This is a genomic window from Massilia sp. NBRC 108631 (assembly GCF_059704565.1).
Genome location: NZ_BAAKJE010000025.1, coordinates 15,124 through 39,620 on the forward strand (window position 1 = coordinate 15,124; position 24,497 = coordinate 39,620).

The window sequence follows — 24,497 nt, forward strand, 5'->3', positions numbered from 1 at the left end:
TCTGGTTTCAATGTTTCATTGTGTTTCAATATGAAACACGCAACGCTGTTGCCCATGGAGGCAAGTGCTTGATTTTGCGGTACTTCAGCATCTGGCACGGCATTTGCAATAGTGGCTGCAACCTAACTTGAAAGGGCATCACATGAGCCAATACTCCGCAGGCGCCGCGTTCCGCAAAGCCGTCCAGGAAGAGTCCCCGCTGCAGGTCGTCGGCGCCATCAACGCCAACCACGCGCTGCTGGCCAAGCGCGCCGGCTTCAAGGCCATCTACCTGTCCGGCGGCGGCGTCGCAGCCGGTTCGCTGGGCCTGCCCGACCTGGGCATCTCCAACCTGGACGACGTGCTGACCGACGTGCGCCGCATCACCGACGTGTGCGACCTGCCGCTGCTGGTGGACGTGGACACCGGCTTTGGCGCTTCCGCCTTCAATGTGGCGCGCACCGTCAAGTCCATGATCAAGTTCGGCGCCGCCGCCATGCACATCGAAGACCAGGTGGGCGCCAAGCGCTGCGGCCACCGTCCGGGCAAGGAAATCGTATCGAAGGCAGAGATGGTGGACCGCATCAAGGCCGCCGTCGATGCGCGCACCGACGAGAACTTCGTCATCATGGCCCGCACCGACGCGCTGGCCGTGGAAGGCCTGGACGCCGCCATCGAGCGCGCCGTGGCCTGCGTGGAAGCCGGCGCCGACATGATCTTCCCTGAAGCGATGATCTCGCTCGACATGTACAAGCAGTTCGCCAAGGCGGTGGGCGTGCCCATCCTGGCCAACATCACCGAGTTCGGCGCCACCCCGCTGTTCACGGTGGACGAGCTGCGCTCGGCCGACGTCGGCCTGGTGCTGTACCCGCTGTCCGCCTTCCGCGCCATGAACAAGGCTGCGGAAAACGTCTACGGCGCGATCCGCCGCGACGGCACCCAGCAGGGCGTGCTGGACACCATGCAGACCCGCCAGGAGCTGTATGAGCGCATCAACTACCACGACTTCGAACAGAAGCTGGACGCCCTGTTCGCTGCGAAAAAAAATAGCTAATCGAGGAGACCCCAAATGACCGAACAAGCCCCTACCTTCAAGCCTAAAAAATCCGTTGCCCTGTCCGGCGTTACCGCCGGCAATACCGCATTGTGCTCGGTCGGTAAAACCGGCAACGACCTGCACTACCGCGGCTACGACATCCTGGACGTGGCCACCACCAGCGAGTTCGAGGAAATCGCCTTCCTGCTGGTGCACGGCAAGCTGCCCACCGAATCGGAACTGCGCGGCTACAAGGCCAGGCTGAAATCGCTGCGCGGCCTGCCGCAGGCGGTCAAGTCGGCGCTCGAAGCGCTGCCAGCGTCGGCCCACCCGATGGACGTGATGCGCACCGGCTGCTCCGTGCTGGGCTGCGTGCTGCCGGAAAAGGATGACCACAACGTGCCGGGTGCGCGCGACATCGCCGACCGCCTGATGGCGTCCTTCGGCTCCATGCTGCTGTACTGGTACCACTACAGCCATAACGGCAAACGCATCGAAGTGGAAACCGACGATGACTCCATCGGCGGCCACTTCCTGCACCTGCTGCATGGCGAGAAGCCGAGCGCATCGTGGGTCAAAGCCATGCACGTGTCGCTGATCCTGTACGCGGAACACGAGTTCAACGCATCCACCTTCACCAGCCGCGTCATCGCCGGCACCGGTTCCGACATCCACTCGGCCATCACCGGCGCCATCGGCGCGCTGCGCGGCCCGAAACACGGCGGCGCCAACGAGTTCGCGTTCGAGATCCAGAAGCGCTACGAGAACGCCGACGAAGCCGAAGCGGACATCCGCAAGCGCGTGGAAAACAAGGAAGTGGTGATCGGCTTCGGCCATCCCGTGTACACCATCTCCGACCCGCGCAACGTGGTCATCAAGGAGGTCGCGCGCAAGCTGTCCGAGGAAGCCGGTTCGACCAAGATGTTCGACATCGCCGAGCGCCTGGAGTCGGTGATGTGGGAAATCAAGAAGATGTTCCCCAACCTGGACTGGTTCTCGGCCGTGTCCTACCACATGATGGGCGTGCCGACCGCCATGTTCACGCCGCTGTTCGTCATTTCGCGCACCTCCGGCTGGGCCGCCCACATCATTGAGCAGCGCATCGACAACAAGATCATCCGCCCGAGCGCGAACTACGTCGGCCCGGACGACCTGAGTTTCGTGCCGATCAAGGACCGTAAATAATGAACTCCGCTCACCGCAAGCCCCTCCCGGGCACCAAGCTAGACTACTTCGACGCGCGTGCCGCGGTCGATGCCATCCAGCCAGGCGCGTACGACAAGCTGCCGTACACCTCGCGCGTGCTGGCCGAGAACCTGGTGCGCCGCTGCGACCCGGCCACGCTGAACGCGTCGCTGTCCCAGCTGATAGAACGCAAGCGCGACCTGGACTTCCCGTGGTTCCCCGCCCGCGTAGTGTGCCACGACATCCTGGGCCAGACCGCGCTGGTGGACCTGGCCGGCCTGCGCGACGCCATCGCCCTGCAGGGCGGCGATCCGGCCCTGGTCAACCCGGTGGTGCCGACCCAGCTGGTGGTGGACCACTCGCTGGCGGTGGAATGCGGCGGCTTCGATCCTGACGCTTTCGACAAGAATCGCGCCATTGAAGACCGGCGCAACGAAGACCGCTTCGACTTTATCAACTGGACCAAGAAGGCGTTCAAGAATGTCGATGTGATCCCGCCCGGAAACGGCATCCTGCACCAGATCAACCTGGAGCGCATGTCGCCCGTGGTGCAGGTGCAGAACGGCGTGGCCTATCCGGACACGCTGGTGGGCACCGACTCGCATACCCCGATGGTGGACGCGCTGGGCGTGATCGCCATCGGCGTGGGCGGCCTGGAAGCGGAGAGCGTGATGCTGGGCCGCGCCTCCTGGATGCGCCTGCCGGATATCATCGGCGTGGAGCTGACCGGCAAGCCGGGCGAAGGCATCACCGCCACCGATACGGTGCTGGCGCTGACCGAATTCCTGCGCAAGGAAAAAGTGGTGTCGTCCTACCTGGAGTTCTTCGGCGAGGGCGCTACCCACCTGACACTGGGCGACCGCGCGACGATCTCCAACATGGCGCCGGAATTCGGTTCCACCGCCGCCATGTTCTACATCGACGACCAGACCATCAAGTACCTGAAGCTGACCGGCCGCGACGCCGCGCTGGTGGACCTGGTGGAGGTCTACGCCAAGGAGACCGGCCTGTGGGCCGATGAACTCAAGCACGCCGAGTACGAACGCGTGATCCGCTTCGATCTCTCGACGGTGGTGCGCAATATCGCCGGCCCGTCCAATCCCCACAAGCGGGTGCCGACCTCCGAGTTGGCCGCGCGCGGCATTTCCGGCGTGGTGGAAAGCGAGCCGGGCTTGATGCCGGACGGCGCCGTCATCATCGCCGCCATCACCAGCTGCACCAATACCAACAACCCGCGCAACATGATCGCTGCCGGCCTGCTGGCGCGCAACGCCAACAAGCTGGGCCTAAGCCGCAAGCCCTGGGTGAAAAGCTCGCTGGCGCCCGGTTCCAAGGCCGTGACGCTGTACCTGGAAGAGGCGCACCTGATGCGCGAGCTGGAACAGCTGGGCTTCGGCGTGGTGGCATACGCCTGCACCACCTGCAACGGCATGTCGGGGGCGCTCGACCCTGTCATCCAGAAGGAAGTCATCGAGCGCGACTTGTACGCCACCGCTGTCCTGTCCGGCAACCGCAACTTCGACGGCCGCATCCATCCCTACGCCAAGCAGGCCTTCCTGGCTTCGCCGCCGCTGGTGGTGGCCTACGCCATCGCCGGCACCATCCGCTTCGACATCGAAAAGGATGTGCTGGGCGTGACGGCCGACGGCAAGGAGATCCGCCTGGCCGACATCTGGCCGAGCGACGAAGACATCGACGCCCTGGTCGCGGCCAGCGTCAAGCCCGAGCACTTCCACAAGGTCTACATCCCGATGTTCGCCAAGCAGGCCGACGACGGCGTGAACGTCAGCCCGCTGTACGACTGGCGTCCGCAGACCACCTACATCCGCCGCCCGCCGTACTGGGAAGGCGCGCTGGCCGGCGCGCGCAGCCTGGCCGGCATGCGTCCGCTGGCGGTGCTGGGCGACAACATCACCACCGACCACCTGTCGCCGTCGAACGCCATCATGCTCGACAGCGCGGCCGGCGAATACCTGGCGAAAATGGGCTTGCCGGAAGAGGACTTCAATTCCTACGCCACCCACCGCGGCGACCACCTGACCGCGCAGCGCGCCACCTTTGCCAACCCGACGCTGAAGAACGAAATGGTGCTGGAAGACGGCAAGGTGAAAGCCGGTTCGCTGGCGCGCATCGAGCCGGAAGGCAAGGTCACGCGCATGTGGGAAGCCATTGAAACCTATATGGAGCGCAAGCAGCCGCTGATCGTGATCGCCGGCGCGGACTATGGCCAGGGTTCTTCGCGCGACTGGGCCGCCAAAGGCGTGCGCCTGGCCGGCGTGGAAGCGATCGCGGCCGAAGGCTTCGAGCGCATCCACCGCACCAACCTGGTGGGCATGGGCGTGCTGCCGCTGGAGTTTACGCCGGGCGTGAACCGCCTGACCCTGGGCATCGACGGCACCGAGACCTTCGATGTGAAAGGCGAGCGCACGCCGCGCGCCGTGCTCACGCTGGTGATCCACCGCAGGAACGGCGACACCGTCGAGGTACCGGTGATCTGCCGCCTGGACACGGCGGAGGAAGTGTCGATCTACGAAGCGGGCGGTGTGTTGCAGCGCTTCGCACAGGATTTCCTCGAATCGGCAAAGGCTGCATGACCATGGCACACCAGGCTCAAATCAAGATTGCCGCCACCTATATGCGTGGCGGCACCAGCAAGGGCGTGTTCTTCCGCCTGCAGGACCTGCCGCAAGCGGCGCAGCTTCCGGGCAAGGCGCGCGACGCCTTGCTGCTGCGCGTGATCGGCAGCCCGGACCCGTATGGCAAGCAGATCGACGGCATGGGCGGCGCCACATCGAGCACCAGCAAAACGGTGATCCTGTCGAAAAGCGCCAGGCCGGAGCACGATGTCGACTACCTGTTCGGCCAGGTCGCCATCGACAAGGCCTTCGTCGACTGGAGCGGCAACTGCGGCAACCTGTCGGCGGCCGTCGGCGCCTTCGCCATCAGCGGAGGCCTGGTGGATGCTGGCCGCGTGCCGCGCGACGGCGTGGCCGTGGTGCGCATCTGGCAGGCCAACATCGGCAAGACCATCATCGCCCACGTTCCCATGAACAATGGCGAAGTGCAGGAAACCGGCGACTTCGAACTGGACGGCGTGACCTTCCCGGCGGCCGAAGTGCAGCTCGAGTTCATGGACCCGGCGGCGGACGAGGAGGGCGCGGGCGAGGGGGCGAGCAAGTCGATGTTCCCGACCGGGAACCTGGTCGATGAACTGGAAGTGCCGGGCGTCGGCACCTTCAAAGCAACCATGATCAACGCCGGCATTCCGACCATCTTCGTCAACGCGGAAGACATCGGCTACACCGGTACCGAACTGCAGGACGTGATCAACGGCGACAGCAAGGCGCTGGCGCGCTTTGAAGCCATCCGCGCCTACGGCGCGCTGCGCATGGGCCTCATCAAGCATATCGATGAAGCCGCGCAGCGGCAGCACACCCCGAAGGTGGCCTTCGTTGCGCCGCCGTCTGCTTACCTGTCTTCCAGCGGCAAGCCAGTGGCTGCGGGCGATATCGATTTGCTGGTGCGTGCGCTGTCGATGGGCAAGCTGCACCACGCCATGATGGGCACCGCAGCAGTGGCCATCGGCACGGCCGCTGCGGTGCCGGGCACGCTGGTCAATTTGGCGGCGGGCGGCGGCGCGCGCAGCGCGGTGCGCTTCGGCCATCCGTCGGGCACCTTGCGCGTCGGCGCCGAAGCGACCCAGGCTGGCGCTGAATGGAGCGTCACCAAGGCCATCATGAGCCGCAGCGCGCGGGTGCTGATGGAAGGCTGGGTGCGCGTGCCCGGTGACGCGTTCTGAATTTTTTTCAGGACGCGTAAGGGGCCGGTAAGTCTGGCGGTTTATTGTGGACGCAAGCTCTGGGAAAAGAGCACCGTCCACATATCAAACCCAAGGAGACAAGCCGTGCATGACGATCTCGTTCAACAAATCAAGCGCGACCCCAGCTACCATCAGCTGGTCAAGTCGCGCTCCCGCTACGGCTGGGCGCTGACCGCGCTCATGATGCTGGTCTACTACGGCTACATCTTGCTGATCGCCTTCAACAAGGAATTCCTCGCCGCGAAAACCGGCGCCGGCGTGATGACCTGGGGCATGCCGATCGGCTTGCTCGTCATCGTGTTCACGGTGCTGGTCACGGCGGTCTATGTGCGCCGCGCCAACGGCCAGTTCGACGAGCTGACCCAGGCCATACAGCAGCGGGTGCAAGCATGAACGCCGCGCAACGCAGCCTGAGCTGGCTTGGCGCGCTGGCGCTGCTGGGTGCCAGCGGCGCCGCGCTGGCGGCCGGGGCCGACCTCGGCCAGGCCGAGCGCCAGCCCACCAACTGGACCGCCATCGTGATGTTCGGCGCCTTCGTCGTGTTCACGCTGTTCGTCACCAAGTGGGCGGCGGCCAAGACCAAGTCGGCGTCCGACTTCTACACCGCCGGCGGCGGCATCACCGGTTTCCAGAATGGCCTGGCCATCGCCGGCGACTACATGTCGGCCGCTTCCTTCCTCGGCATTTCCGCCGCAGTGTTCCTGAACGGCTACGACGGCTTGATCTACGCCATCGGCTTCCTGGTGGGCTGGCCCGTGATCACCTTCCTGATGGCGGAGCGCTTGCGCAACCTGGGCCGCTTCACTTTTGCCGACGTTGCCGCCTACCGCTTCAAGCAGGCGCCGATCCGCATTTTCTCGGCCTCCGGCACGCTGGTGGTGGTGGCCTTCTACCTGATCGCGCAGATGGTCGGCGCCGGTCAGCTGATCAAGCTGCTGTTCGGTCTCGAATACTGGATCGCGGTGGTGCTGGTCGGCTCGCTGATGATGATCTACGTGCTGTTCGGCGGCATGACCGCCACCACCTGGGTGCAGATCATCAAGGCGGTGATGCTGCTCGGCGGCGCCAGCTTCATGGCCATCGTGGTGCTGGCGCAGTTCAACTTCAGTCCCGAAGCGCTGTTCGCCAAATCGGTTGAAGTGCATGCCAAGGGCGACGCCATCATGGGGCCCGGCACCTTTATCAAGGACCCGGTCTCCGCGATCTCCTTCGGCATGGCGCTGATGTTCGGCACCGCCGGGCTGCCGCACATCCTGATGCGGTTCTTCACCGTGCCAAGCGCGAAGGAAGCGCGCAAGTCGGTGTTCTGGGCCACCACCTGGATCGCCTACTTCTACGTGCTGACCTTCATCATCGGCTTCGGCGCCATCGTACTGGTGAGCACCAATCCGGAGTTCAAGGACGCCGCCGGCAAACTGCTGGGCGGGAACAACATGGCGGCTATCCACCTGGCCAAGGCCGTGGGCGGCGACGTCTTCCTGGGCTTCATCTCCGCAGTGGCCTTTGCCACCATCCTGGCGGTGGTGGCCGGCCTGACGCTGTCGGGTGCTTCGGCCGTGTCGCATGACCTGTACGCCACTGTCTTCAAGAAGGGCAAGGCCAGCAGCACCAGCGAACTGCGCGTGTCGCGCCTGACCACCATCGCGCTGGGCGTGGTCGCCGTGGTGCTGGGCATCGTGTTCGAGAAGCAGAACATTGCCTTCATGGTATCGCTGGCCTTTGCCATCGCCGCGTCGGCCAACTTCCCGGTGCTGTTCATGTCGGTCCTATGGAAGGACTGCACCACCCGCGGCGCCACCATCGGCGGCTTTATCGGCCTGATCTCCGCCGTGGTGCTGACGGTGCTGTCGAAGTCGGTGTGGGTGGACGTGCTTGGCAATGCCGCCGAGGTGTTCCCGTACGCTTCGCCGGCCATCTTCTCGATGCCGGCCGGCTTCCTCGGCATCTGCCTGTTCTCGCTGCTGGACAAGAGCGCACGCGCCCGCATCGACCGCGCCGGCTACGAGGCGCAGCAAATGCGCTCGGAGACCGGCATCGGCGCTGCCGGAGCCAGCGCGCACTGACACGCCGGGCAGTTTCAGGCGTATTGTTGTAACTATGCCCGGCCAGACCGGGCATAGTCGCTTTTAGAGGGCGATGTCGGGCAGTCCGGTGGCAATAACGGCGGTTTGTGGTTATGATCTGCCAACTACGCTGCCGCTGGAGACAGGCATCGTTTCTAACAAGGTGCCAAGGTGTACATGAGTCGTATTCCGCCCCATCCGGATTCCGTGGCCGAGGCTTTGCTGCTGATCGGCCTGCCCGCGTGCGCGTGCGGCGGCGACGGGCTGGTGCTCGCATCCAGCCCGGAGCTGGACCAGTTGCTCGGCTTTGCCGCCCAGGGCCATCCGGCGGCCGACGTGTTCGCGCGCCACGCGCGCGCCGACAGCGCCGCGCGGCTGAAGCAGGCGCTGGAGGCGGGCGCCTGCGCGCTGCTGAAGTGGGACAGCTGCCTGGCGCACGCGGACGGCCAGTACATCCCGGTGCAAGCCACGCTCAAGCCGCTGCCGGGCGAAGGCGCGGCCGGCGGCGCCATCCTGGTGTTCCACGACACCAGCAGCTTCCAGCGCGACCAGCGCGCGCTGCGCAAGACGCTGCTGGAACAGCAGGCCATCCTCGAGAACGCGGCGGTTGGCATCATCTTCGGCAAGGCCGGCTTCATCATCGAATGCAATATCCGCGCGGCCGAAATGTTCGGCTACGCGCGCGACGAGATGGAAGGGGCCAGCGGCAACATGCTGTACGCCACGGACGAGATCCGCCTGCGCGTGGCCGAGCAGTCGCGTCCCTTGCTGGTGCAGGGCCAGTCCTACAAATCCGAAGTGCAGCTGCGCCGCAAGGATGGTGCGCTGTTCTGGGGCCGCATCTACGGGCGCTCGCTGGACCCGTCGGACATCGCCGAGGGCACGGTCTGGATCGTGGAGGACATCAGCGAGCAGCGCGCGGCCGAGGAAAGCATGCGCAAGGTGCTGATGGAACAGAACGCCATCCTGGACAACGCCTCGGTCGGCATCCTGTTCACCAAGGCGCAGACGCTGCTGAGCTGCAATCCGCGCATGGCCGAAATGTTCGGCTACACGCGCGACGAGATGTATGGGCGGCCGTCGGTGGAGGTGTTCCCGTCGCTGCAGGCGTATGCGGAGTTCGGCCGCGAAGCCGGCCCGCTGCTCGGCAGCGGCCTGCCTTTCGAAAAGAAGGAATTCCAGTTCAAGCGCAAGGACGGCAGCCTGCTGTGGTGCCGCGTGCGCGCGCAGGCCATCAGCCACGAAAGCGGCGACGGCGGCACCATCTGGATCCTGGAGGACATCACGCTCTCGCGCCAGACGCAGATGGAAGTCGAAGCCATCATGACCAACGCGTCGATCAGCATCCTGTTCACCAAGAACCGGGTGATCACGCGCTACAACCGCGGCTTCGCCGAGATGTTCCGCTACGACGGCGACGAGGGCCTGGGCTTGCCCGGCATGTCGCTCTACCCCACGCAGGACGCCTACGAGCGCCTGGGCGCTGCCGCCACCCCCTTCCTGATGGTGGGCAAGCCCTTCCTGACCGAAGTGGAAATGCGGCGCAAGGACAACACCACCTTCTGGGCCCAGCTGATCGCCTACGTGGTCAATCCGGACGACCCGAGCCAGGGCACCATCTGGATCGCCGAGGATCGCACCGAACAAAAGCTGGCCGAGGAATCGCTGCGCAACGCGCTGCTGGAAAACCAGGCGATCCTGGACAGCGCGGTGCTGGGCATCTCGGTGTGCGAGGGCGGCTACAACCTGCGCTGCAACGCCAAGATGGAAGAGCTGTTCGGCTATGCGCCGGGCGAAATGAACAACCTGAGCGTGCAGGCCTTCTACCCCGACCTGCAGGCCTGGGACGCGGCGCGCAAGGAAACCGCGCGCGATTTCCAGGCCGGCCACGTCAACACTTCCGAGTACCAGCTGGTGCGCAAGGACGGCAGCCGCTTCTGGGCGCGCCTGTCCGGCCGCCCGTTCGACATGGCGCAGCCCAACGGCCGCTCGGTATGGCTGGTGGACGACATCACAGCGCGCCGCGCCGACGCCGAAGCGGTGCGCCAGGCGCGCGACGAACTGGAAGTGCGGGTGCTCGAACGCACCGCCGAACTGGCCGGCGCCAACGCGCAGCTGCAGGGCGAGATCGTGGAGCGGCGCCAGGCCGAGGCAAGGGTGCACCACATGGCCTACCACGACAGCCTGACCGGCCTGCCCAACCGTGCCCTGCTGGCCGACCGCCTGGACCGCGCCATGCTGGCCGCGCAGCGCTCGGACCGGCGCCTGGCCGTGATGTTCCTGGACCTGGACCGTTTCAAGACCATCAACGATTCGCTGGGCCACCTGACCGGCGACCAGCTGCTCAAGGAAGTGGCCAGCAGGCTGTGCCGCGCGGTGCGCGCCAGCGACACCGTGGCGCGCCTGGGCGGCGACGAATTCGTGGTGCTGGTGCCGGGCATCCGCTCCATCGAGGAAGCCAGCCGGGTGGCCGAGAAGATCATCGAGGCGCTGGCCGTGCCCTTCCCGCTGGAAGGGCGCATGCTGCACATCACGCCGTCGATCGGCATTTGCGTGTTCCCGGACGACGGCGAGGACGTGGAGACACTGATGCGGCACGCCGACGGCGCCATGTACCACGCCAAGGCTTCCGGCCGCAACAACTACCAGTTCTTCACGCAGAAGATGAACGTGTCGGCGGCCCAGCATTTCGAACTGGAGAACAGCCTGCGCAGCGCGCTGGCGCTGGGCCAGTTCGAGCCGCACTTCCAGCCCATCATGGACATTGCCACGCGCCGCGTGCACGCCATGGAGGTGCTGCTGCGCTGGCGCAGGCCGGGCCTGGGCCTGGTGATGCCGGACAGCTTCATCCCGCTGATCGAGGAAAACGGCATGATCGTGCCGATCGGCGAATGGGTGATGCGGCGCGCCTGCGAGCAGAGCATGGAATGGCTGAAAATGGGGCTGCAGCCGGTGCCGCTGGCGGTGAACCTGTCGGCGCGCCAGTTCATGCACCGCGGCCTGGTGGAATCGGTGCGCCGCATCCTGGACGAAACCGGCATCGACCCGGCCATGATCGAGTTCGAGATCACGGAAACGGCGCTGATGCAGCACGGCGAGCATACGCTGGAGATCCTGGGGCAGATCAACGCGATGGGGATCCGCCTGTCGATCGACGATTTCGGCACCGGCTACTCCAGCCTGGCCTACCTGAAGCGCTTCCCGGTGAGGAAGATCAAGATCGACCGCGCCTTCATCAAGGACCTGGAGCACAGCGCGGAAGACCGCGCCATCGTGGCGGCCATCATCGCGCTGTCGGACAGCCTGCAGATGCCGGTGGTGGCGGAAGGGGTGGAGACGGAAGCCCAGTTCGCCCTGCTGCAGCAGCAGGGCTGCCAGTACGCGCAAGGCTATCTGTTCTCGCAGCCGGTGCCGCACGAAAACGCGCAGCACATGCTGGAGCGGCTGAGCTGACTAAACGGCCTAGTCGCTGAGCGTGGCGATCACCGGCGCGTGGTCGGACGGCTGCTCCCACTTGCGCGGCGCGCGGTCCACCACGCAGGCGGTGCAGCGCGCGGCCAGCGGCGGCGACAGCAGGATATGGTCGATGCGCACGCCCTTGTTCTTCTGGAAGCCCAGCATGCGGTAATCCCACCAGCTGAAGGTCTTCTCGGCCTGCTCGAACATGCGGAACGAGTCCGCCAGGCCCAGCGCAAACAGCGCCTGCAGCGCGGCGCGCTCCGGCTCCGAGCACAGCACCTGGCCGGCCCACAGCACCGGGTCGTGCACGTCGCGGTCGTCGGGGGCGATATTGTAGTCGCCCAGCACCGCCAGGTTCGGATGGAGCGCCGCTTCCAGTTCCAGCCAGTGGCGGAAGGAGGCCAGCCAGCCCAGTTTGTACTCGTACTTGTCGGTGCCCACGGCCTGGCCGTTCGGCACGTAGGCGCACACCACGCGCACGCCGTCGATGGTGGCGGCCAGGATGCGCTGCTGCGCGTCCTCGTAGTGCGGGTTGTTGCGCACCACGTCCGTCATCGGCAGCTTGGACAGGATGGCCACGCCGTTGTAGGTCTTCTGGCCGCTGAAGATCACGTGGTAGCCAGCCGCCTCGATTGCCGCCGTCGGGAATTTGTCGTCCGTCAGCTTGGTCTCTTGGATGCACAGCACGTCGACCGGGTTCTCATCCAGCCATTTCAGGACGTGGGGCAGGCGGACGTTGAGCGAGTTGACGTTCCAGGTGGCGAGTTTCATGTGTAGTGTCTTTTCACGTAAATCAGATCCGGCATTCTAACCGAATGCGCCGAGCAGGAATTCGCGCAGCAGCTGCGCGCTGGGACCGATGCGCTGCGAGTGCACCAGGTAGATCTCCAGCGGGGCGGTTTGCATTTCCGGCAGCAGGTGGATCAGGTCGCCCGAGGCGATCAGCGCGGCCGCGTCGTAGGCTGGCAGGCGTGCCACGCCTTCGCCGGCCAGCACGAAGGCCAGCCGGGCCGCCGCGCTGTCGGTCACCACGTCGCCGCGCACGGGGATCTGCACTTCCTGTCCGCCGGCGCGCGCCGTCAGCGAGCGCTGGGTGGATGGATACGCCACCCAGCTGAGCCGGGTTGCCTGGGCTACGAAGTGTACCGGGGTGTGGAGGCGCCCGGCTCCCTGCTGCTGATCGAGCGCTACCGCGACGAGGCGGCGCTGGAGGCGCACAAGCAGTCCGGCCACTATCATGCGCTGGTGGTGGGGCCGGTATTGGCGCTGCTCGAGGCCGCCGGGTGGAGATTTTCCGCCAGTAATGAACGAAACAGCAAGGAAACCCACCCAGCCCGCTTGCGCGGGCTTTTTCTTTTTCATCCAGGCAGTCCTATTGTGTTGGCGGAAATTTCCCAACGCGGCAAACTACGCGCTGGCAAAAAAAGCCAGTGGAATCGAACTATTGATCAGCAAGCTGTTTGCAAAATGTAACAATATGAAAAATAATTGCCGATAGTGCTTCATTGTTATCAAATTGGTACTAATATTCCATAAACGGCAGCCGAAAACAGAAATATACTTAAAGAACTCGGGATGACACTGAATTTTCCATGAAGCAACACTTTTGATGCAAAAAAAGTTAGAATCGTGTTGGAACGCGTCAAGAAATGGTACTATTGGGAAATAGTTGTTGTTTAAACAGTGAGATATGCGCGAAGCATTTGTAAAGGACTGAAATGCGATCTGCATTTGAAGCATGGGCGCAGCGCGATGGCCACATCGTGCGCCGCCGCGAGGACAAACCAGAAGAGTACCTGGTATTCGAAACGCAACGCCGCTGGGTGATCTGGCAGGCGGCGCTGGAGCACGGCAAAACGCCGGCGGGGCGAAAGACGGCAGCGCAGAAGGAAGCAGCTGCCGCCGAGAAAGCCGCTGCTGCGCGTGGACCGGGCTTGCAGCGTGTTCCGGCCTTGGGGCAGGACGAAGCGGTGGTTCGCAACCAGGTGCTGAATGAAGTACTGGACGCGTTTTCGCGGCTGAATGGCGAGTCGGGCATGGAAGACATTCTCCAGGTGATCCAAAGCCTGAAGCAGCCGTCCAAGCCGAAAGCCATGGAGCGCGCAGTGGACAGCAAGGCTATCGAGCGCTGATACGCCGGCGGCGGGCCACGGACGGGCAGCGCCGCCAGGTGCTGCCTCGGGGCTCTGCCGCCTTGCCTAAAGGAGCGACATGCGGACTGACATGTCACGGATAGCGGTCGTTGCCGTTCTTGCCGGCTCAGCCGCCATGGCCATGCTGGCAGGCTGCGGCACCCTGACCGAAGCGCCCAGCCAGCGCGTGCTGGTGCAGACCGTGCTCGACCACCGCGAGGTGGCCGGCGCCGGCTGCATCCTGCAGAACGACGCCGGCAAATGGTTCGTCACCACCCCGGCGCGGCTTGCCATCCGCAAGAGCAAGGGCCAGCTGCGCGTGGACTGTCGCCTGGACAACGCGGCCTGGGCCGACGAGAAAATCAATTCCAAACAGAACAGTACGCTGTGGGGCAATGTGGTCCTGACGGCCGGTATCGGCGTGCTGGTCGACCGCAACACGGGGCAGGGCTTCGATTACCCGGATGTGCTGACGGTGGAGATGAAGCGCTTCCAGCCGGCGCCCGGCCAGAATGGGCCGGATGCGGGACGCGCGGTGTACTGAATAAGAAACGGGCCTTGCGGCCCGTTTGTTTTTTATGCGCGGTTAATCAGGAAGTTCGCCAGCAGCGGCACCGGACGGCCGGTGGCGCCCTTGGCGCCGCCCGACTTCCAGGCGGTGCCGGCGATGTCCAGGTGGGCCCAGTTGTACTTGCGGGTGAAGTTTTCCAGGAAGGCCGCTGCGGTGCACGAGGCGCCGCCCGGGGTGCCGATATTGGCCAGGTCGGCGAAGTTGGACTTCAGCTGTTCGTTGTACTGCTCGCCGATCGGCAGGCGCCATGCGGTGTCGCCGCTGGCCTTGCCGGCAGCCATCAGCTCGGCCGCCAGCGCGTTGTGGGCGTCGTCGTCGCGCGTGAACAGGCCGCTGTTGTGGTGGCCCAGGGCCACGATGCAGGCGCCGGTCAGGGTGGCGATGTCGATCACCGCGGCCGGGTTGAAGCGTTCGGCGTAGGTCAGCGCGTCGCACAGCACCAGGCGGCCTTCGGCGTCGGTGTTCAGGATTTCGATGGTCAGGCCGTTCATGGAGCTGACAATGTCACCCGGCTTGGTGGCGCGGCCGGAAGGCATGTTCTCGCAGGCGGCGATAATGCCCACCACGTTCGATTTCAGGCCCATCTCGCCGATGGCGCGGAAGGTGCCCAGTACCGAGGCGGCGCCGCACATGTCGTACTTCATCTCGTCCATGCCGGGACCGGCCTTGATCGAAATGCCGCCGGTGTCGAAGGTGATGCCTTTACCGACCAGCACCACAGGCGCGTCCTTGGCCTTGCCGCCCTTGTGCTTGAGGACGATGAACTTGGGCGGCTGCTCGCTGCCGTTGGTGACGGACAGGAAGCTGCCCATCTTCAGTGCTTCGAGCTGCTTGCGGTCCAGGATCTCGACGTCGAAGCCATGGTCCTTGGCCAGTTTCTTGGCGGTGTTGGCCAGGTAGGTCGGGGTGCAGACGTTGGCCGACAGGTTGCCCAGGTCCTTGGTCAGCTCCATGCCGTTGGCGATCGCGATCGCTTGCGCCAGCGCCAGCTTGTTGGCGGCGGTGTTGGCCACGGCCAGCGCCACCTTCTTCACGCCGGCCGGGGCCGGGTCTTTCTTGCTCTTCTGGCTGTCGGTGCGGTAGATGCTCTCGCGGCCGGCCTGCACCACGGTGCGGATGGCCCACGCCGCGTCGCGCTCTTTCACTTCTTCCAGCGGTAGTGCGATAATGGCGTCCGCCGCGCCCAGGGAGGAAAACGCCTTGACCGCAGCCTGTACGCCGGAGGCGAAGCTTTTCTCGCCGACGGCTTCGTCGGCGCCCAGGCCGATCAGCAGCACGCGCTCGGCGGCGGCGCCTTTCAGGCCGCGCAGCAGCAGGGCCGTACCCGGCTTGCCGGTAATGTCGCCGGACTTCAGCGCAGCCGTGATTTCACCCGCACTGTCGAGGGCCTTGGCCGCTTGCGAAAGCTTCTTGTTTTCGAATACCGCGACGGCGATGCAGCCGGTCTTGGCGGACGCAATGGTGTTTTTTGCGTCGAATGCTTTTATGCTAAAGTCCATTAGATTTCTCCGTGTAGGCTTGGTTCTTACTTAACTTGACGACCGAATTATAAACTTCGAATGATTTTTCAACGTGCCCTTCAACGCGAGTTGGCCAGTGCTGCCGGGGCAACCTTCACGGTGCTGTTCTCCCTAATCGTCACCTGGGCCCTGATCAACATCCTCGGCAGAGCCGCCGGCGGCAGGGTCGCATCGAGCGACGTGGTCGCGCTGATAGCGTTCGCGGCCCTGAATTATCTGCCAACTGTCCTGATCCTCACCAGCTTTATTTCAGTGCTGATGGTGGTCACCCGCAGTTACCGCGATTCCGAGATGGTGGTGTGGTTCGCTTCCGGCCTGAGCCTGGCGCGCTGGATCCGCCCGGTGCTGACCTTCATCCTGCCCATCGTGCTGGTGACCGGGGTGCTCAGCTTCTACGCCACGCCGTGGGCCAAGCAGAAGAGCAGCGAGTACACGCAGCGCTTCCAGAAGCGCGAAGACCTGCAGCAGGTGTCGCCGGGCCAGTTCCGCGAGTCGGCGTCGGCCAACCGGATTTTCTTTGTCGAAGGCGTGTCCGGCCAGAGCGCCGTGGTGCACAACGTGTTCGTCAATACGGTGGACGCGAAAGGCACCGCCACCGTGGTGGCCAAAGAAGGCGTGATCACCACCACGCCCGAGGGCGACCGCTACCTGGTGCTGAAGAACGGCCGCCGCTATCTGGGCGCGCCCGGCAGCGCCGACGTGCAGACCATGGAGTTCGAGCGCTACAGCATGCGCGTGGCCAGCAAGTCGCAGGAGCTGGGTGCTGCGCAAGGCGTGGACGCGATGCCGAGCGCGGAGCTGTTCAAGGGCAGCGGGCCCGCCATCCAGGGCGAAATCCTGTGGCGCATTGCGCTGCCGATCACCTGCTTGCTGCTGCCGCTGCTGGCCATCCCGCTCGGTTTCGTCAACCCGCGCGCGGGCAGCTCGTCCAACCTGATCGTGGCCTTGCTGATCTTCTTCAGCTATAACAACCTGGTCAAAGTGTTGGAGGCCAGCGTGCGCGAGGGCCGCGTGAGTTTTGCCTTGTCCTGGTGGCCGCTGCACCTGGCACTGGCTACCGTGGTGGCGCTGCTGTTCGTGTGGCGCCTGAATGTGAATCACCGCTATCATCCGCGCGTGCTGTGGGCTGCGTTCAAGCGCGGCAAGCAGGTGTCCTCGCCAGTGCCCAAGGAAGTGAAGTAATGAGTATCCTGCAACGCTATTTCGCCACCTCGATTGCGCAGGCGGTGTCCTTCGTGCTGCTGGCGCTGCTGGGCCTGATGGCCTTCATGGACCTGACCGGCGAATTGCCGTCGGTGGGCAAGCACGGCTACACGCTGCAGCACGCGGTGCTGTATGTGGCCATGATGGTGCCCGAGCAGATTTACCGCGTGCTGCCGGTGGCCACGCTGATCGGCACCATCTACACCATGGCGCAGCTGGCTTCGTCGTCCGAATTCACCATCATGCGCGCGGCCAGCATGTCGACCCGCATGGCGATCGGCATGCTGTTCAAGATCGGCGTGGTGATCGTGGCGATCGCCTTCGTGTTCGGCGAACTGATCGTGCCGCGCACCTCGCCGCTGGCCGAAAAGGTGCGCCTGACGGCGCAGGGCGCCGCCATCTCGGCCGAGTTCCGCTCCGGCCTGTGGACCAAGGACATCATCAAGAGCGAAGGACTGACCGGCACCGTGCTCGGTTCGCGCTTCTTCAATGTGCGCGAAGTGCGCCCGGACGGCCAGCTGCTCGACGTCAAGCTCTACGAGTTCGACAACAGCTTCCGCCTGCGCGCGCTGATCCAGGCCAAGCGCGCCACCTTCCAGGGCAAGAGCGTGTGGCGGCTGGAGGAAGTGACCGAGAGCCGCTTCAGCAATCCGGCGCTGCTGGTGGCGGGCGCCACCGCCACCGCGCAGAACCACTTCGCGCAGGAAACCAGCCTGGTCGAGGTGGTGAAGCTGGCCTCGCGCGACCTGGTGTCGGAGATCACGCCCAAGATCCTGTCGGTATCGCGCCGTGATCCGGAGCGCATGTCGGCCAACGAGCTGGCGGTCTACACCCGCCACCTGCAGGAGAACAAGCAGGAGACCAAGGTATTCAAGGTGGCGTTCTGGAAGAAGCTGTTCGATCCGCTGGCCATCTTCGTGCTGATGGCGCTGGCGCTGCCGTTCGCCTATCTGCACGCGCGCAGCGGCGGCGTTAGCCTGAAAGTGTTCGTTGGCATCATGATAGGGGTGAGCTTCCTGCTGGTGAACACCCTGTTCTCGCACGTGGGCATGCTCAGTACCTGGCCGCCATTCCTCACCGCTGCGGCGCCCAGCGTGATTTATCTGATGCTGGCCATCGGCGCATTGTGGTGGGTGGAGAGACACTGATGACGACTGAAGCCATGACAAGCAAAAAAGCACTGATCCTGTTCGCGCACGGGGCGCGCGCCGCCAGCTGGGCCGCGCCCTTCGAACGCCTGAGCGCCATCACGCAGGCGCGGCTGCCCGATGTGGACGTGTCGCTCGCGTTCCTGGAGTTGATGTCGCCGCGCCTGCCGGAGCGGGTTGCCGAACTGGCGGCCGCCGGCGTGGCGGAAGTGGCGGTGGTGCCGATCTTCCTGGGGCAGGGCGGCCACGTGCTGCGCGACTTGCCGCTGATGCTGGATGAGTTGCGCGCAGCCTATCCGGCCATGCGCTTCAGCGTGGCCGAAGCGGCGGGCGAAAACCCGGCCGTGCTGAGTGCTATCGCGGACTATTGCGTCGGCACGCTGCAGGGGGCGGCCGGCGGCGCTGGCGCCTGAGCGGGCCGCTGGGCCTTACGCTTCGCCGTCCGCTTCGGACTGGGCCGCCATGGCGGCCAGCGTGGAGCCGGGCTGTTCCAGTTCGCGCTGGATGATGGCGCGCAGGCCATCCGAACGGACCTCGTCCAGCGCCAGTTTCTGCATGTTGTCCGCTTCGCCCTTTTCCTCCAGGCCGTTCAGCACGGCCAGCACCAAGCGCACTTCCTTGGCATAGTTGAGCACATAGGCCAGCAGCGTCGGCGCGGCCGAGGCGGGCTGGCTGGCCAGCGCGTCGGCGCCGTCGTTCAGGCGCGCGGCCAGGGCCTGGATGCGGCCGGAAGGCGAGGGCAGGAAACGGCGCGCCAGCTGGAAGTCTTCGCATTTCACCAGCGCCGTCATGGCCAGCTCGGCGCACTGCTCGGCCAGCGCGGAGTCGATCTCGTCGAGCTTCAGGAACAGCGCGTGGGTGGCGCCCACTTCGCGCAGCGCTTCATTGATGGCGGCCACTTCGCGGAACCGCTCCACGGTGGCCGCGCCCAGCAGCATGCGCGACGATTCGCGGTCGCGGATGCTCTGCAGCGCGGCGCGGGCGGGCGGGAAGGCGTCGGCCAGATAGATCCAGTCGCGCAGGGCGAACGACAGGCGCACGCCGCGCCATTCGGGCGACACCTCCAGCGCATGCTCATGCAGCCAGAGGTGGTCCTTCAGCGCGTCCTGGTAGCGGCCGGCCAGACGGGCTTCGCGGGCGCGTTCAAATACTTCATTCGGCTGCTGCATGTCACCTCCTTGAAAATCGAAGGCGACATTTTAACAGGCGCCGCCGCAGCGCCCACGCAGGCCCCTACCACACCCGGCAAATCTTCTGCTTCGGCTTGACCATGGCCTGGCCGGGCTTGCAGGCGAAGGCCTTGGCGAATTCCGGCATATTCACCACCACGCCGTTGATGCGGTACTTGCCTGGCGAGTGCGGGTCGGTCATGGCGTGCAGGCGCAGGCTTTCCGGCCGCTCGCTCTGGCAGGTCCACTGCGCGGTACCGACGAAGAAGCGCTGCTCCGGCGTCAATCCCTCGCGATTCTCCAGCACCTTGTCGGCGATTTCGGTCTTCCACGCCATCCAGGCCAGTATCAGGCCGCCCAGGTCGGCCGCGTCCTCGCCCAGCGTCAGTTTGCTGTTGATCTTGATGTCGTCCACCACGGTGTACTGCGCGTACTGGTCCACGATGCACTGCGCGCGCTGCTTGAATGCCTTGGCATCCTGCCTGGCCCACCAGTCCTTCAGGTTGCCCTTGGCGTCGAACTGGCGGCCTTCGTCGTCGAAGCCGTGAATCAGCTCATGGCCGATGGTGCCGCCGGTGTTGCCGTAGTTCGGCGCGTCGTCCATGTTGCCGTCGAACAGCGGCGGCTGCAGCACGCCCGCAGGGAAGTTGATGTCGTTCATCTGCGGGTTGTAGTAGGCGTTCACGGTGGGCGGCGTCATGCCCCACTCGGAACGGTCCAGCGGCCTGCCGATCTTGTCCAGCTGGCGCCGCACTTCGAAGGCGGTGCCGCGCACCACGTTGCCGGCGAAGTCGTCGCGCTTGACGCCGTAGGCGCTGTAGTCGCGCCAGCTGTCCGGGTAGCCCACCTTGTTGGCCACCGCGTGCAGCTTCTCGCGCGCCTTGGCCTTGGTCGGCTCGCTCATCCACGTCAGCGAGTTGATGTCCTGCTCCATGGCGGCCTCGATCTGGCGCGTCATGTGCAGCGTCTTTTCCTTCAGTTCCGGGCTGAAGGCGCGGCTGACGAACTCCTGGCCCAGCGCTTCGCCCAGTTGCAGGTCGACCAGCTGCACGCAGCGTTTCCAGCGCGGCTTCTGCTCCGGCGTGCCGAGCAGGGTCTTGTGGTAGAAGGCGAAGTTCTCGTCCACGAAGGCCTGCGACAGGAACGGCGACATGGCGCGCGTGGTGTGCCAGCGCAGATAGGTCTTGATGTCGGCCAGGCTCAGTTGCTGCAGGCCCTGGTTCAGCGCGCGCAGATAGGCCGGTTCGTTGGCGTTGAAGCGCTTCACGCCTGCCACGCCGGCGGCCTGCAGGTAGTCCTTCCAGTTGAAGGCGGGCGTCATCGCCTGCAGGCCTTTCAGGTCGGTCTTGTGGAACATCTTGTAGGGGTCGCGCTGCTCCACGCGCGACAGCGAGGCTTTCGCCAGCGCGGTTTCAAAGCGCAGGATTGCCCTCGCGGCGCGCCTGGCTTCGGCCGGCGTATCGCCCGCCAGTTCCAGCGAGCGGGCAATGTGGTCCACGTATTGGACACGGATGGTTTTCGACTTGGCGTCGGTCTTGAGGTAGTAGTCGCGGTCGGGCAGCCCGGCGTCGGCGTTGCCGGCGAAGGCGATCACCTGGGCCGAGTCGCCCAGGTCCTGGTTGGACGAGAAAGCGAACAGCATGCTGTTGGCCACGTCGGTGTGCAGCCGGGCCAGCACGCCCGGCAAATCCTGTTTGCCTGCCATGCCGCCGATCAGCGCCAGGTATTCCTGCAGCGGCGCCGCGCCGCGCTGGTTGACGGTCTGCTCGTCCATGCAGGCGGCGAAGTAGTCGCCGATCTTCTGCTGGGCCGGGTTGCGGCCGCTCTGCTGCGCGGCCAGGGCGGACAGGATGCCCCACAGGAAGCGCTGGTTGTCCTGCGCGGCCTTGCCGTAGACGCTCCAGGCGCTCTGGTCGGCCGGGATCGGGTTGTTCTTGATCCAGCCGCCGCAGCTGTACTGGTAGAAGTCCTCGCAGGGATCGGCGCTCTTGTCCATGGCGGTAACGTCCAGGCCGGGCGTGTAGGGCAGCGCGGCCAGCGGCGCCTCGTTGGCGGCGGCGGGCCGGGCCGGCGCTTGGCCATAAGCGGCGCTGACGGCAAAGGCCAGCAGGACGGGGACGAGATTGCGCATGAATAGTGCTCCGGTGAGTCGAAGCAGCTATTCTACGGCGGGGATTGTTGAAATGGCAACCGGCGGCGCCGGGAATGTCAGTCGGCGGCCTGGTGCGGGCGGCGCGCCATGGCGTGGCCGAGCATCACCAGCACCGGACCGTGCGACGGCTCCAGGCCGTGCGCCAGCGTGTCCAGCGTCAGGCGCAGGATGCGCTGGTCGGGACGGCTGACGTTTTCGATCACCACCACCGGCGTCGCGCCCAGCCGGCCCTGGTCCAGCAGGCGCTGCGCAGTGATGATGGCTTCGCGTCCGCCCATGTACTGTACCAGCGTGTCGCTGTCCGGCATGTCGACGTCGGCCGGGTGCTCGGGCGCGGTGCTGGAGGTGAAGAAGGCCACGCTGCGCGCCACGCCGCGCTTGGTGAGCGGCTGCCTGGCGGCCGCCGCCGCCGCCACGGCGGTGGTGATGCCGGGGACGACTTCGACCTCGATGCCGGCTTCCTCCAGCGCCCGCAACTCCTCGTCGGCGCGGCCGAACAGCATCGGGTCGCCGCCTTTCAGGCGCACCACCAGCTTGTGCCGGCCGGCCTGCTCGACCAGTTGCGCGTTGATGGCATGCTGCGCGGTGGAGCGCTGGCCCGAGCGCTTGCCGACCGAGATTTTCTCGGCCTGCGGGCACAGCTCCAGCATCTCTTCGGTCACCAGCGCGTCGTGCAGCACCACGTCGGCTTGCGCCAGCAGGCGCGCGCCGCGCATGGTGATCAGATCCTGCGCACCGGGACCGGCGCCGATGAGGAAAACCTTCCCGAACACAGGCACGGACATGGTCAAGCCAGGCGGATCATGCCTGCGGCCACGGTCTGGTGGGTGACTTCATCGATCAGGATGAAGGCGCCCGTCGCGCGGCTGTCGGTATAGTCGTCGGCGGCCAGCGGCTGCTGCACGGTCAGCGCAATGCGCGCCACGTCGTTCAGCTTCAGCGCGTCGGCGCTGCGGCGTTCCTGGGTGTTGATGTCGAGCAGCGACGCGATACTGGTGATCTTGGCGGCGGTTTGCTTGGTGCCGTGCTTGATCCAGTACTTGCGGCGCAGGTCCAGCGCGTCTTCCGACAGCCAGCACACATCCGCGTTCAGGTTCTTCAGCAGGGTGGCCGGCTGCTCGCTGCTGGCCAGCAGGTCGCCGCGCGAGATGTCCAGGTACTCGTTGAGCAGCAGGGTGACCGACTGGCCGGCCGATGCCGACTGGTGCGAGCCTTCCAGCGTCAGGATGTCCTTGACGGTGGCGGCCTGGCCCGAAGGCTGCACCACCAGCTTGTCGCCCACCTTCACGTTGCCGGCTTCGATGCGGCCCATGTAGCCGCGGAAGTCGTTTGCCTCGTGGCCGTTGTGGCGCGCCACCAGCTGCACCGGAAAGCGGAAAGGCGCATTGTGCGACTCGTCGTACACGGACAGCGATTCCAGCAGCTCGATCAAGGTCGGGCCCTTATACCACGGCATGTTCTCGCCGGCGTCCACCACGTTGTCGCCGCTCAGGGCCGACAGCGGGATAGGCGTGATGTCCTTCAGGCCCAGCGACTGCGCGAATTCCTGGTATGCCTTGACGATACGGTCGTAGATCGCCTGGTCGTAGTTCACCAGGTCCATCTTGTTGACGGCCACCACCACGTGCTCGATTTGCAGCAGGTGGGCGATGGTGGAGTGGCGCTTGGTCTGGATCAGCAAGTCCACGCCGCCGTCTTCGCGCAGCTTCACTTTCGACACGTCGATCAGGATGATCACGGCGTCGGCGGTGGAAGCGCCGGTGACCATGTTACGGGTGTACTGCTCGTGGCCCGGCGTGTCGGCGATGATGAACTTGCGCTTGGGCGTGGCGAAATAGCGGTAGGCCACGTCGATGGTGATGCCCTGTTCGCGTTCCGCTTCCAGGCCGTCGGTCAGCAGCGACAGGTCGATGGTGTCGCCCACGGTGCGCTTGTTCTTGGCGCGCGACACGGCGGCCAGCTGGTCGGCGAAAATGCCCTTGCTGTCGAACAGCAGGCGGCCGATCAGCGTGCTCTTGCCGTCATCGACGGAACCGGCGGTGATGAAGCGCAGCAGGCCTGCCTGGTTTTCAGTATTTTCAATGCGAGCGTTCATCAGAAGTAACCTGCTTTCTTGCGTTTTTCCATGGAGGCTTCGGAGGTCTGGTCGTCCATCCGGGTCGCGCCCCGTTCAGTAATCTGGGTGACGGCGGTTTCGGCGATGATCGCCTCCACCGTTTCCGCGTCCGACGACACCGGGCAGGTGCAGGAGATGTCGCCCACGGTGCGGAAGCGCACCACTTGCGTTTCCACCGCTTCGCCGTCGCGCGCCGGGGTCAGGTCGGTCAGCGGCACCAGCAGGCCGTTGCGCGGGATCACCTGGCGTTGGTGCGCGAAGTAGATCGGCGGCAGCGCCAGTTTTTCGCGGGCGATGTACTGCCACACATCCAGCTCGGTCCAGTTAGAGATCGGGAACACGCGCATGTTTTCGCCTGGGTGCACGCGGGTGTTATACAGGTCCCACAGTTCCGGGCGCTGGGCTTTCGGGTCCCACTGGCCGAATTCGTCGCGGAAGGAGAAGATGCGCTCTTTCGCGCGGGCCTTCTCTTCGTCGCGGCGGGCGCCGCCGATGCAGGCGTCGAACTTGTGTTCGGCGATGGTTTCCAGCAGCGTCACCGCCTGTGCGGCGTTGCGCGAATCGGTCTGCGGATTACGCAGGCGCACGGTGCCTTTCTTGATCGAGTCCTCCACCGAGCCGACGATCAGGCGCTCGCCCAGTTCGGCCACGCGCTGGTCGCGGAAGGTGATCACTTCCTCGAAGTTGTGGCCGGTGTCGATGTGCACCAGCGGGAAGGGGAACTTCCCGGGGCGGAACGCCTTCTCGGCCAGGCGCAGCAGCACCACGGAGTCCTTGCCGCCCGAGAAGAGCAGGGCGGGGTTGCTGCATTCGGCGGCCACTTCGCGCAGGATGTGGATGGCTTCCGATTCCAGCGCGTCCAGGTGGCGGGCGTTTACGTCGCTCAAGCCTATGGTGGAGGCGTAACGGTCAACTACAGTGTTCATGGTGCTTGCCTATTCTTG

21 protein-coding genes are annotated in these 24,497 nt (G+C 65.2%); 13 read left to right on the forward strand and 8 right to left on the reverse strand.

What is annotated here, in order from left to right; translation table 11 throughout:
• The first annotated feature begins 142 nt into the window (after positions 1-142).
• The 7 genes from prpB (at position 143) to AC6H42_RS02180 (ending at position 11,536) form a co-directional block, all read left to right on the forward strand.
• Positions 143-1,033: a methylisocitrate lyase gene (gene prpB, locus AC6H42_RS02150; protein ID WP_057158761.1), complete on the forward strand. Its 891-nt coding sequence runs from the start codon at positions 143-145 to the stop codon at positions 1,031-1,033.
• Positions 1,034-1,048: 15 nt separating this feature from the next.
• Positions 1,049-2,200, forward strand: coding sequence for a bifunctional 2-methylcitrate synthase/citrate synthase (prpC, locus tag AC6H42_RS02155; protein WP_057158760.1), 1,152 nt, complete (start codon positions 1,049-1,051; stop codon positions 2,198-2,200).
• On the forward strand, positions 2,200-4,794 hold the full coding sequence (gene acnD / locus AC6H42_RS02160) for a Fe/S-dependent 2-methylisocitrate dehydratase AcnD (RefSeq protein ID WP_497547316.1): 2,595 nt from the start codon (positions 2,200-2,202) through the stop codon (positions 4,792-4,794). The genes prpC and acnD overlap by 1 nt, the downstream gene beginning before the upstream one ends.
• A gap of 2 nt (positions 4,795-4,796) precedes the next feature.
• Positions 4,797-5,999 carry a 2-methylaconitate cis-trans isomerase PrpF gene (gene prpF, locus AC6H42_RS02165; protein ID WP_497547325.1) on the forward strand — a complete coding sequence of 401 codons (1,203 nt, stop codon included), beginning with the start codon at positions 4,797-4,799 and terminating at the stop codon, positions 5,997-5,999.
• 105 nt (positions 6,000-6,104) lie between these two features.
• Positions 6,105-6,413, forward strand: a complete 309-nt coding sequence (locus AC6H42_RS02170) for a DUF485 domain-containing protein (protein WP_057158758.1) — start codon at positions 6,105-6,107, stop codon at positions 6,411-6,413.
• Positions 6,410-8,083: a cation acetate symporter gene (locus tag AC6H42_RS02175; RefSeq protein ID WP_057158757.1), complete on the forward strand. Its 1,674-nt coding sequence runs from the start codon at positions 6,410-6,412 to the stop codon at positions 8,081-8,083. The genes AC6H42_RS02170 and AC6H42_RS02175 overlap by 4 nt, the downstream gene beginning before the upstream one ends.
• Before the next feature lie 177 nt (positions 8,084-8,260).
• Positions 8,261-11,536, forward strand: coding sequence for a sensor domain-containing protein (locus tag AC6H42_RS02180; protein ID WP_497547317.1), 3,276 nt, complete (start codon positions 8,261-8,263; stop codon positions 11,534-11,536).
• 9 nt (positions 11,537-11,545) lie between these two features.
• Here the strand turns inward: AC6H42_RS02180 and xth are convergent, their stop codons facing one another.
• Entirely contained in the window at positions 11,546-12,313 is a 768-nt protein-coding gene (gene xth, locus AC6H42_RS02185; protein WP_497547318.1) for an exodeoxyribonuclease III, read from the reverse strand.
• A gap of 36 nt (positions 12,314-12,349) precedes the next feature.
• Entirely contained in the window at positions 12,350-12,781 is a 432-nt protein-coding gene (locus tag AC6H42_RS02190) for a LysR substrate-binding domain-containing protein (RefSeq protein ID WP_497547319.1), read from the reverse strand.
• Here AC6H42_RS02190 and AC6H42_RS02195 point away from each other — a divergent pair.
• The 3 genes from AC6H42_RS02195 (at position 12,683) to AC6H42_RS02205 (ending at position 14,218) form a co-directional block, all read left to right on the forward strand.
• Positions 12,683-13,015, forward strand: a complete 333-nt coding sequence (locus tag AC6H42_RS02195) for a putative quinol monooxygenase (RefSeq protein WP_497547320.1) — start codon at positions 12,683-12,685, stop codon at positions 13,013-13,015. The two genes, AC6H42_RS02190 and AC6H42_RS02195, sit on opposite strands and share 99 nt — an antisense overlap.
• A 245-nt stretch (positions 13,016-13,260) precedes the next feature.
• The gene (locus AC6H42_RS02200; protein WP_057158754.1) at positions 13,261-13,674 is read left to right on the forward strand and encodes a phiTE_015 family protein; all 414 of its coding nucleotides are present in this window, start codon (positions 13,261-13,263) and stop codon (positions 13,672-13,674) included.
• A 79-nt stretch (positions 13,675-13,753) separates the two neighbouring features.
• Positions 13,754-14,218 carry a hypothetical protein gene (locus AC6H42_RS02205; protein ID WP_229418390.1) on the forward strand — a complete coding sequence of 155 codons (465 nt, stop codon included), beginning with the start codon at positions 13,754-13,756 and terminating at the stop codon, positions 14,216-14,218.
• A gap of 32 nt (positions 14,219-14,250) precedes the next feature.
• Here AC6H42_RS02205 and AC6H42_RS02210 read toward each other — a convergent pair whose 3' ends face one another.
• Entirely contained in the window at positions 14,251-15,744 is a 1,494-nt protein-coding gene (locus tag AC6H42_RS02210) for a leucyl aminopeptidase (RefSeq protein WP_057158752.1), read from the reverse strand.
• Positions 15,745-15,804: 60 nt separating this feature from the next.
• Between AC6H42_RS02210 and lptF the strand changes: the two genes are divergently transcribed.
• From lptF to AC6H42_RS02225, 3 genes are read left to right on the forward strand one after another with little or no spacing between them, the layout of a single operon-like run.
• Positions 15,805-16,947, forward strand: coding sequence for an LPS export ABC transporter permease LptF (gene lptF / locus AC6H42_RS02215; RefSeq protein ID WP_057158751.1), 1,143 nt, complete (start codon positions 15,805-15,807; stop codon positions 16,945-16,947).
• The gene (gene lptG / locus AC6H42_RS02220; protein ID WP_057158750.1) at positions 16,947-18,116 is read left to right on the forward strand and encodes an LPS export ABC transporter permease LptG; all 1,170 of its coding nucleotides are present in this window, start codon (positions 16,947-16,949) and stop codon (positions 18,114-18,116) included. Before lptF ends, lptG begins: the two co-directional genes overlap by 1 nt.
• Positions 18,116-18,529 (forward strand): sirohydrochlorin chelatase, encoded by a 414-nt coding sequence (locus tag AC6H42_RS02225; RefSeq protein ID WP_229418389.1) that lies wholly within the window; start codon positions 18,116-18,118, stop codon positions 18,527-18,529. Before lptG ends, AC6H42_RS02225 begins: the two co-directional genes overlap by 1 nt.
• Before the next feature lie 15 nt (positions 18,530-18,544).
• Here the strand turns inward: AC6H42_RS02225 and AC6H42_RS02230 are convergent, their stop codons facing one another.
• The 5 genes from AC6H42_RS02230 to cysD form a co-directional block, all read right to left on the reverse strand.
• Positions 18,545-19,285, reverse strand: coding sequence for a hypothetical protein (locus AC6H42_RS02230; RefSeq protein ID WP_057158749.1), 741 nt, complete (start codon positions 19,283-19,285; stop codon positions 18,545-18,547).
• A 64-nt stretch (positions 19,286-19,349) separates the two neighbouring features.
• Positions 19,350-21,416 carry a M13 family metallopeptidase gene (locus AC6H42_RS02235; protein WP_497547321.1) on the reverse strand — a complete coding sequence of 689 codons (2,067 nt, stop codon included), beginning with the start codon at positions 21,414-21,416 and terminating at the stop codon, positions 19,350-19,352.
• A gap of 77 nt (positions 21,417-21,493) precedes the next feature.
• Positions 21,494-22,222, reverse strand: coding sequence for a uroporphyrinogen-III C-methyltransferase (gene cobA / locus AC6H42_RS02240; RefSeq protein WP_057158747.1), 729 nt, complete (start codon positions 22,220-22,222; stop codon positions 21,494-21,496).
• 2 nt (positions 22,223-22,224) lie between these two features.
• Complete coding sequence (locus tag AC6H42_RS02245) at positions 22,225-23,532, reverse strand: sulfate adenylyltransferase subunit 1 (protein WP_497547322.1); 1,308 nt, start codon at positions 23,530-23,532, stop codon at positions 22,225-22,227.
• The gene (gene cysD, locus AC6H42_RS02250; RefSeq protein WP_057158745.1) at positions 23,532-24,479 is read right to left on the reverse strand and encodes a sulfate adenylyltransferase subunit CysD; all 948 of its coding nucleotides are present in this window, start codon (positions 24,477-24,479) and stop codon (positions 23,532-23,534) included. The genes AC6H42_RS02245 and cysD overlap by 1 nt, the downstream gene beginning before the upstream one ends.
• Positions 24,480-24,497 lie beyond the last annotated feature (18 nt).